Source organism: Streptomyces sp. SID14515, from assembly GCF_010548505.1.
Lineage (GTDB): Bacteria > Actinomycetota > Actinomycetes > Streptomycetales > Streptomycetaceae > Streptomyces > Streptomyces caviscabies.
On sequence record NZ_JAAGMH010000024.1, the window covers coordinates 24,252 to 32,292 of the forward strand.

6 protein-coding genes and 1 tRNA gene are annotated in these 8,041 nt (G+C 73.8%); 3 read left to right on the top strand and 4 right to left on the bottom strand.

Translation table 11 applies throughout. The features are described 5' to 3' along the window. The first annotated feature begins 28 nt into the window (after positions 1-28). The 3 genes from G3I54_RS04195 to G3I54_RS04205 all read left to right on the top strand — a co-directional run bounded on the left by G3I54_RS04195 (position 29) and on the right by G3I54_RS04205 (position 1,539). The gene (locus G3I54_RS04195) at positions 29-787 is read left to right on the top strand and encodes an IclR family transcriptional regulator C-terminal domain-containing protein (protein WP_164611218.1); all 759 of its coding nucleotides are present in this window, start codon (positions 29-31) and stop codon (positions 785-787) included. Between the two features lie 40 nt (positions 788-827). Further along, positions 828-1,400, top strand: a complete 573-nt coding sequence (locus G3I54_RS04200; RefSeq protein ID WP_164611220.1) for a hypothetical protein — start codon at positions 828-830, stop codon at positions 1,398-1,400. A gap of 65 nt (positions 1,401-1,465) precedes the next feature. After that, a tRNA-Lys gene (locus G3I54_RS04205) sits at positions 1,466-1,539 on the top strand. Between the two features lie 70 nt (positions 1,540-1,609). On the opposite strand, the gene G3I54_RS04210 is transcribed toward G3I54_RS04205, so the two are convergent. From G3I54_RS04210 to G3I54_RS04225, 4 genes are all read right to left on the bottom strand, one after another. Then, a complete protein-coding gene (locus G3I54_RS04210; protein ID WP_164611222.1) occupies positions 1,610-3,262 on the bottom strand; it encodes an AMP-binding protein in 1,653 nt (550 codons plus the stop codon). A 26-nt stretch (positions 3,263-3,288) separates the two neighbouring features. Next, positions 3,289-3,879, bottom strand: a complete 591-nt coding sequence (locus tag G3I54_RS04215; protein WP_093445071.1) for a lytic polysaccharide monooxygenase auxiliary activity family 9 protein — start codon at positions 3,877-3,879, stop codon at positions 3,289-3,291. Between the two features lie 233 nt (positions 3,880-4,112). Continuing rightward, the gene (locus tag G3I54_RS39260; protein ID WP_343240265.1) at positions 4,113-6,569 is read right to left on the bottom strand and encodes an SPFH domain-containing protein; all 2,457 of its coding nucleotides are present in this window, start codon (positions 6,567-6,569) and stop codon (positions 4,113-4,115) included. A gap of 356 nt (positions 6,570-6,925) precedes the next feature. Beyond that, on the bottom strand, positions 6,926-8,041 hold a 1,116-nt coding region (locus G3I54_RS04225; RefSeq protein ID WP_164611224.1), incomplete at its 5' end, for a peptidoglycan-binding protein.

Consider the following 8,041-nt stretch of genomic DNA (forward strand, 5'->3'; position numbering starts at 1 on the left):
TGCGGTCACAACCTGGTAGGGGGACACCGTGGCGTTGAAGCCCGAGCCGACCGCACCGTTCCACTCGGTGCAGTACGCCCTGCGCGTGCTCGAAACGGTCTCCAAGCACGGCGACGGCGTGACCGATGCCCAGATCTCCCGCGAGACGGGGCTGCCCACCGGCCACCTCGCCTCCCTGCTTCTCACCCTGCGCCGTGAGGGCTATGTGGAGCAGGTCAGCGACGGCGCGTACGTCATCGGCGCCTCGCTGCTGCTGCTCGGCTCCGGGGCCTCCCGCCGCCAGGCCCTGGAGGACCGCCTCCGGCTCAGCCTGGACGAGCTGCGCGACTCCGTCGGCGCGGCGGTCTACCTCAGCCACTATGTCGACGGCGAGGTCAGCGTGACCCAGGTCGCGGACGGCCCGCTCACCCCGGCGGTCAACGAGTGGGTGGACTTCCGCTCCTCCGCGCACGCCAGCGCGGTCGGCAAGTGCCTGCTGGCCCAGCTGGACCACGACGGCCGGCGCGACCACATCTCCCGGCACCGGACGGCCCGGCTCACGTCGCGGACGATCACCAACGAGAAGATCCTCTTCTCCCAGCTGGACGCCCAGTCCGCCACGGTCCCGGTGCTGGACCTCCAGGAGTACGCGGTGGGCACCGTCTGCGCGGCCGTGCCGCTGACGGCCGGCTCCGCCGCGGGCTGCCTCGCCCTGTCGCTGCCGATCGAGGACGCGCACCGGCTGAAGTCGGCGGCCGAGACGCTGAGCCGCCGGGCGGCTCCGGTGCTGCTGTCGCTCGCGCTGTAGCCGCTGGGCGCCCGTGACCGTCGGCGGTAACGTCACCGCCATGTACGCACCGATACCCGCGCTGAACCTCCTCAAGGAGTTCGAGGACGGCGTCGAGGACTACTTCGCACCCGGCTTCGAGCTGATCGCCTTCGGCGAGGACGACGGCGGCTACCCACAGCTCTCCGACCGGATCCGGCCCTTCGCCCAGGCCACCGGCTCCGGCTCGACCTACGCGATCTGGCTGCTGGACGACCGCGCCGACCTCGCCACGCTGCCGGTGCTGCTCCTCGGGGACGAGGGAGGCGTCCATGTCGTGGCCCGCGATCTGCCCGAGCTGCTGCGCGTCCTCGCCTCCGGGTGGTCCCCGATGTGCGACTGGGACAGCCTGGACTACTACGACGAGCGCGAGGACGAGGAGCAGGACGGGGGCGACGGGGACGGGTACGCCCCCTGCCCGGAGAACCCCGCGTTCCGGGCCTGGCTGCGCGAGCGCTTCGGTCTGGAGGCCGCCGAGGATCCGAACGAGCTCGTCCGGTCGGCGGGCCAGGAGCTGCGGGAGCCGTTCGCCGCCTGGATCGGGCCGCTGATCCCGGACGCGGTGGGCGGGCCCGGAGGCGGCGGAGCGGGCTAGCGGGGCCTCCCGGGCCGGGTGTCATCAGCACCCTTCCGGACCAGGTATTATTTTCGAGTCAGCAGGCGCCGTTAGCTCAGTTGGTTAGAGCAGCTGACTCTTAATCAGCGGGTCCGGGGTTCGAGTCCCTGACGGCGCACGACACGGAGTGGCGGTCTTCTTCACGAAGGCCGCCACTTCGCTTTTCCCGCTGCCACCGGCCGCACCGCTCACACCGCCCGGCCGTGCTCCTCGTACCGTTCCAGCAGGGCCGCGAGCCCCTCGTCGTCCAGGGGTACGTAGGCCCAGTCGCCGTCGCGGTCCCACCAGACCGGGTCCGGGCAGCGGAAGCCCGCCCGGCGCAACGCCACCCGGTGGATCTTGTTCGTCGCGGTGACCGGCATCCGGTCGAGGATCCGGACGAAGCGCGGGGCCATCTTCGTCCCCAGGTCCGGCTGTGCGCGCAGGAACGCGGCGAAGGCGGCCGGGTCGAAGGCCGCGCCCGCCCGGAGCGTCAGGGCGGCCATCACCTGATCACCGGTGACCGGGTCCGGGACGGCGTAGACGGCGGCGGCGGTCGCCTCCTCCCAGCGGGCCAGGATGTTTTCGATCGTCGCCGCGGCCAGGTTCTCGCTGTCGACGCGGAGCCGGTCGTCGGTGCGGCCCGCGAAGTAGAGGAAGCCTTCCGCGTCGCGGTAGAAGAGGTCGCCGGTCCAGTACCAGCCGCGCCGGGCCCGTTCCGCGTCCGCCTGCGGATTGCGCCAGTAGCCCTCGAAGGGCGTCGGGCCCCGGTTGACCAGCTCGCCGATCGCCTCGTCGCCGTTGAGCAGCCGCCCGCCCGGGCCGAAGCGGGCCGGGGCCCGCTCCTCGCCGGTGTCCGGGTCGACGACGGCGAGGTCGTCGCCCGGGGCGGCCCGCCCGATCGCGCCCGCCGGGGTGCCGGGGGCGTGCTGGACGGCCGCGCCGCCCTCGGAGGAGCCGTACCCCTCCACCAGCCGCACGCCGAACCGCTCCCGGAACCGGGCCGCGTCCACCGCGCCCGCCTCGGTGCCGAAGCCCAGGCGCAGCGGGTGGTCCCGGTCGTCGGGTCGCTCGGGGGTGGCCAGCAGGTATTGCACGGCGCGCCCCACGTAGGTGAAGTACGTCGCCCCGTAGCCGCGTACGTCGTCGAGGAAGGCGGAGGCGGAGAAGCGGGGGCGCAGCGCTATGGCGGCTCCGGCGGCCAGCGCCGGGGCCCAGTCGGCGAGGACCGCGTTGCCGTGGAACATCGGCATGCAGATGTAGTGGGTGTCGGAGGGCCGTACGTCGAAATGCCCGGCGAGGGAGGCTCCCGCCCCGGCGAGCCGGCCCTGGGTGCAGATCGCGGCCTTGGGCGCGCCGGTGGAGCCGGAGGTGAAGTAGAGGAGCATGCGGCGGTCGGGGCCGACCGGGGCGACGACGGCGTCGCCGGGGCGTGCGCCCGCGTACGGGGCGAGCAGGGCGGCGTACGCCTCGGTGTCGGTGATCAGGACCCGTACGCCCGGCAGCTCCAGGTCCGCGAGGAGCGGCAGATGGGCGCGCTCGGTGATCAGGACCGGGGCCTCGGTGTGCAGGATGTCGCGGGCCAGCTCGGGGCCGCGCCGGGTCGGGTTGATTCCCGCGACGGCGGCCCCGGCCAGGGCCGCCGCGCTGAGCCACAGCGGGAACTCAGGGGTGTTGTCGAGCAGTACGCCGAGGTGCGGTTCGCTGCCGCGCGGCAGCAGATCCGCGAGGAGCGCCGCCCGTGCGGCGGCGCCCTCGACCACCTGGTGATGAGTGAGCACGGTGGGGCCGTGCTTCAGGGCGGGCCGGTGGTCACCCCATTGACGTCGTACGAGCTCCGCGACGGTGCCGGTACTCCTCATGGCGCCGCACGATAACTGATGAAGCGTCAGAACTTAACGTCGGAGCAGGCGTAGAACGCGTTGGTGGTGTCCGCGACGTTCCACACGGCGAGGATGATGTGCTTGCCGCTCTTCTGGGTGGGGATCGTGCCCTGGTGGGTCAGCGTGGCCGGCGGCTGCTGGTTCCCGTAGGGCACGGTCATGAAGGGCTGCGATTCGAGCGCGGCCCGGGTGAGCGGCTTGGTGGAGTCCCAGCCGTCCTTGGTGATGTAGTAGCGGAAGTCGCTGGTGGAGTGGCGGGCGGTGAACTGCCAGCGGAAGTTGTAGCCCTGTCCGCCGGTGACCTGGGTGGCGGGCCAGTTGCCGCCGCGCGGGTCGTCCAGCTGGGCGAACTGTCCGTTGCCGCCGGAGCAGATCTTGCCGTCCGCCGGTCCTGCCGCCGGGAAGCCCTTGGGCCCCTCGACGCTCTGCGGCTCCCACTGGATGTTGCCGCAGCCGGTCACCGTGCCGTTGGCACAGAGCTTCTGACGGCTGATCGGGGAGTCCGTGTAGCCGTGACTGCTCGCGCTGGTGGTCGCGAGCACCGAAACGCCCGCTATCGCCAGACCGATCACGGCCGCGCTTGCCTTTTTCCGCATGGGCTGTCGCTCCTCTAGAACGTGGGGGAGGTTCCATGAGCATTGCTCGACTGCTGCGCGCTTGGTGCGTGTGCGTATGCATGGTGTCTGTGCGACACCTGTGTGGTGCCTGTGCATGCGGTGCTGCGGTCTAGACCAAGTCTTAGATTATTGACGCGGCGTGAACATGTCCAGACCAATGAGCGTCATATTCCGGCGGCCCGCCGAACCCGCGCCGAACCTCCCCCGGGTGCTCAGGCCCCGTCTCCTCCCCCGCTGCGACCGGTGTAGAAGGCAACGGTCAAGTCCTTGACGAGCGCCTTGCGTTCGTAGTCGTCGAGCTCGACGATGCCGCGGGTGGTGAGCCGGTTGACGGTGTCGTCGACCGCGTCCACCACGGAGGTGAGCACGCTGTCGCGGTGCTTGGAGTCGATCGCGGCGATCCGCCGCCGCTGCATCGCCGCCGCGACTTCGGGGGCGTACTCGATGCCGGTCGGCTGCGCGGAGTACACCTCCACGCCCACGGGTTCGCAGTCCGCCTTCAGCATCCGGGTCAGCGCGTCGCCGACCGCCTCCGCGTCGCGCAGGCTCGGGGCGTCCTCGTGGAACGCGTCGGCGGGCAGCTGTGAGAGGACCCGGGCCATCGCGGCCTCGACCTGGGCGCTCAGATACGCCTCGTGGTCCTCGATGCCGAGGACGGCCCGGACCGTGTCCTTGATCCGCCACACCACGAGGACGACCACGCGCAGCGCGGTGCCGTTCGCGTCGACGGCGGGCAGCGGTTCGCTGCGCCAGTGCCGCAGGCGTACGTCGACGCGGCGACGCAGCAGCAGGGGCGAGACCCAGACGAGGCCGGTGCGGCGGACGCTGCCCCGGTAGTCGCCGAACAGCGTCAGCACCCACGCGTACCCGACCCGGCCCCGGCCGAGGCCGCCGAGCGCGAGGAGCACCACGGTGGCGAGGAGGGCGAGCAGGGCCCAGGCTCCGACGCCGATGCCGAGGTCGGGCCGGGGGATGAGGCCGACGGCGTTCTGCCAGGCGGCGGGCAGTGCGCCGCGCCACCACAGGACGGCCAGTCCGCCGGCGATTCCGGCCGCGCCGACGAGGAGGGCGGCGTAGCCGGGCAGGGCGGGCCCGGGCCGTTCGGCGAGCCGGGGGTCGGCGACCGGGGCGGGCCGGGTCGACGGCTGCACCCGGGTCTGCGGCGAACGCGGCACCGGGGGCCGCCGGGTGGCGGGCGCGCGGTCGCCTCCGGCGGGGCGACCGACGACGGCCGCGGGCAGCGCCGCGGCTTCGGCCGGCTCCTGGTCGTCACGGAAGAGGAGGTGTACGGGGATGGAGGCGGTGGTCTCGTTGGCGATGACGGAGTGGCGGCGGCCGGGGTACGGAGGGGGCGCCGCGGTCGTGGTGGTCGTGGACCCGGTCCCGGTCCTGGCCCCGGACGCGGTCCCGGACGCGGGTACGGGGACCGGCACGGAGAAGGTGGCTGAGGCGGCCCGGTCGCCGGGGGCCAGGTCAAGGACGAGGTCCAGCTCGGTGTCCGGCCCGGGGTCGTCCACGGGGCCCCTGGCGGGGGTGCCCTGGGCCTCCCGTTCGGCCGAGGCCTTCTTGACGGCCCCCTTTCCGGCCCCCGGCTCGGCCCCGTAGGAGGGATGCGGGGTCCACTCCGCCGAGGGTTCCGTCCTCAAACGCCGGACGGGCTTGAGATGGAGGTTCCCGTCCAGCGGGGCGGGGCGGGCGGGGGCGCTGGGGGTGGAGGAGCCGGGGGTGGGGGCGCCAGGGGTGGGGCGTGTGGAAGCCGGAGCACCGGAGGCGGAAGCGCCGGACGCGGGACGCGCGGGCACGGGAGCGGCGGGTGCCGGAGCACCGGACGCGGGAGCACCGGAGCCGCGGCGCGCGGAAGTGCCCGACGCGGGACGCGCGGAAGCGGAAGCACCGGAAGCCGGAGCACCGGACGCGGGACGCGCGGGGGCCGGAGCACCGGTCGCGGAAGCGCCGGACGCGGGACGCGCGGACGCTGGAGCGTTGGGGGCCGGAGCGCCGGAGCCGCGGCGCGCGGAAGTGCCCGACGCGGGACGCGCGGAAGCGGAAGCGCCGGACGCGGGGTGCGCGGACGCTGGAGCGTCGGGGGCCGGAGCACCGGAGCCGCGGCGCGCGGAAGCAGGAGCACCGGACGCGGGAGCACCGGAGGCGGGAGCACCGGGCGCGGCGGTCGGCCGGTCCGGGCGGTGGTCGGGGGTGGGGGCGTCCGGGGTGGAGGCCCCGGTCGGCCGGTCCTGGGCGGGGCCGAGGTGCAGACTCACGTTCGGGGGCTCCGGGGTGACGGTCCGGGGTGAACCGGGCGGGGTCTTGCCGGCATCCGGCGCGAGCTCGCCGTGCCGTGCGGGCGGAAATTCGGCGTCAGGCTCGGGCTCGACGCGCGGCGCGGGCGGAAGCCCACCATCCGGCGCGGGCGGAAGCCCACCGTCCGGCGCGGGCTCGCCGCGCAGCGCGGGCGGAAGCTCGGCACCCGACGCGGACGGGCGCTCATCGCCCCGCCCCGTGGCCTTGTCGCCGATGGCGCCGAAGAGCGGCGGCGGGGAACCCCGGTCCGCGCGGCCGATCAGCGAAGGCGGAAGCCCGGCGTCCGGAGCCGGCGCAGCCGCGGTCGCGGGCGCGGGCGGGGCCTCACCGCCCGGCGCGAGCACTCGCTCACCGCCCAACGCAGGCACTCGCCCACCGCCTGACGCGGACGGGCGCTCACCGCCCAACGCAGGCACTCGCTCACCGCCCAACGCAGGCACTCGCTCACCGCCCGACGCGGACATTCGCTCACCGCCCGACGCGGCCGAAAGCCCACCGCCCGGTGCCGCCGGAAGATCACCGCCCGGCGCAACCGCTCGCTCGTCCTCCGGTCGTGCCGCCTTCTCCGCGATCGGGCCGAACAGCGGGGGCGGGCTCCCCTTGCCCGGTGGGGCGAAGAGCGACGGGGGGAGGTGGTCGTCCAGGGGGTGGGGGGTGGGGGTCGTCCGGGGGGTCTGGTCGTTGTTGGGGGTCACCGGTTCCCGATTCCTTTCCGTCACGTCCGTCACGCGAAGAGCCGGCGCCAGGTCTCCGGCCCCGGGTAACCATCGGCCGCACCGCCGCGCCAGCCCTGGGCCCGCTGGAACGCCTCGACGTTGCGGCGGTCGGCCTCGGTCCAGAGCGGGCCGGGGCCCGACACGTAGTGCTTGCCGTATCCCTTCTTCACCAACTGTTTGCCGAGCCGGTCGACATGGCTGTTGGACTGACCCGGCTTGAAATAGCCGCGTCCGGGGAACGCGACGGCCGTATTCGGGCTGCCGCCCGCGCCGGCGGCCGGAATGTTCCGTCCGGCGCCGGTGGTCAGCAGGCGCCAGGTGTCCGGGCCGGGGATGCCGTCCGCCTCCTTGCCCTTCCAGCCCTGCGCCTGCTGGAACGCCTGGGTCGCCCGCTGGTCCGCCGTTCCCCACACGGGCCCGGGGCCGACCGCGTAGAAGCGCTTGCCGCCCCGCTGCACCAGCATCTGGCCGAGCTGGGTGACGTACTTGTTGTTGGCGCCGGGGCCGAACTGCTTGGCTCCGGGGAAAGCGGTGGAGGAGCCGGAGCCGGGCGAGCCGCCGGTGACTCCTTTGTACCGGTACGCCACGTAACGCGATGAGTTGTTCCAGTACGCCATGGGTGTCGACTGCTTCCGCGTCTGCGGGCGCGCCTGCTCGTAGGCGATGTAGTGGGTGCGCGTGTAGTCGGTCCAGCCGCCGAAGATCGTGACGTGCGAGCCCTTGGCGGGGTCGGCCGGGTTGTGGAAGAGGAGGATGTCGCCGGGCTGGAGGTCGGCGCGGGCGATCTTGGTTCCGTAGGTGGCGAGGCTGCCCGTCCACTCGTTGGTGCCGAGGTTCCAGGCCATCGACACATAGCCGGAGCAGTCCTGGCGGTAGCCGTCCGACCAGTACTTCTCCATGCTGTACGGGACCTTCGCCGACACCCACCGCTTGGCCCGGTTGATGATGTCGGCCCGGGTCGTCTTCGGCGCGGCCGCTCCGGCGGACGGCGGGCCCGAGGCGCCGCTGCCCTTCAACGGGCCCTTCTCGCCCTGCGGAGTGGCCGGCTCCGGATCGGCGCCCCCGTCGGCGCGCGGGGCATCCGGGGCGTGGCCGCCGGCGGCCGCCGCCGCGCCCGCCGCTCC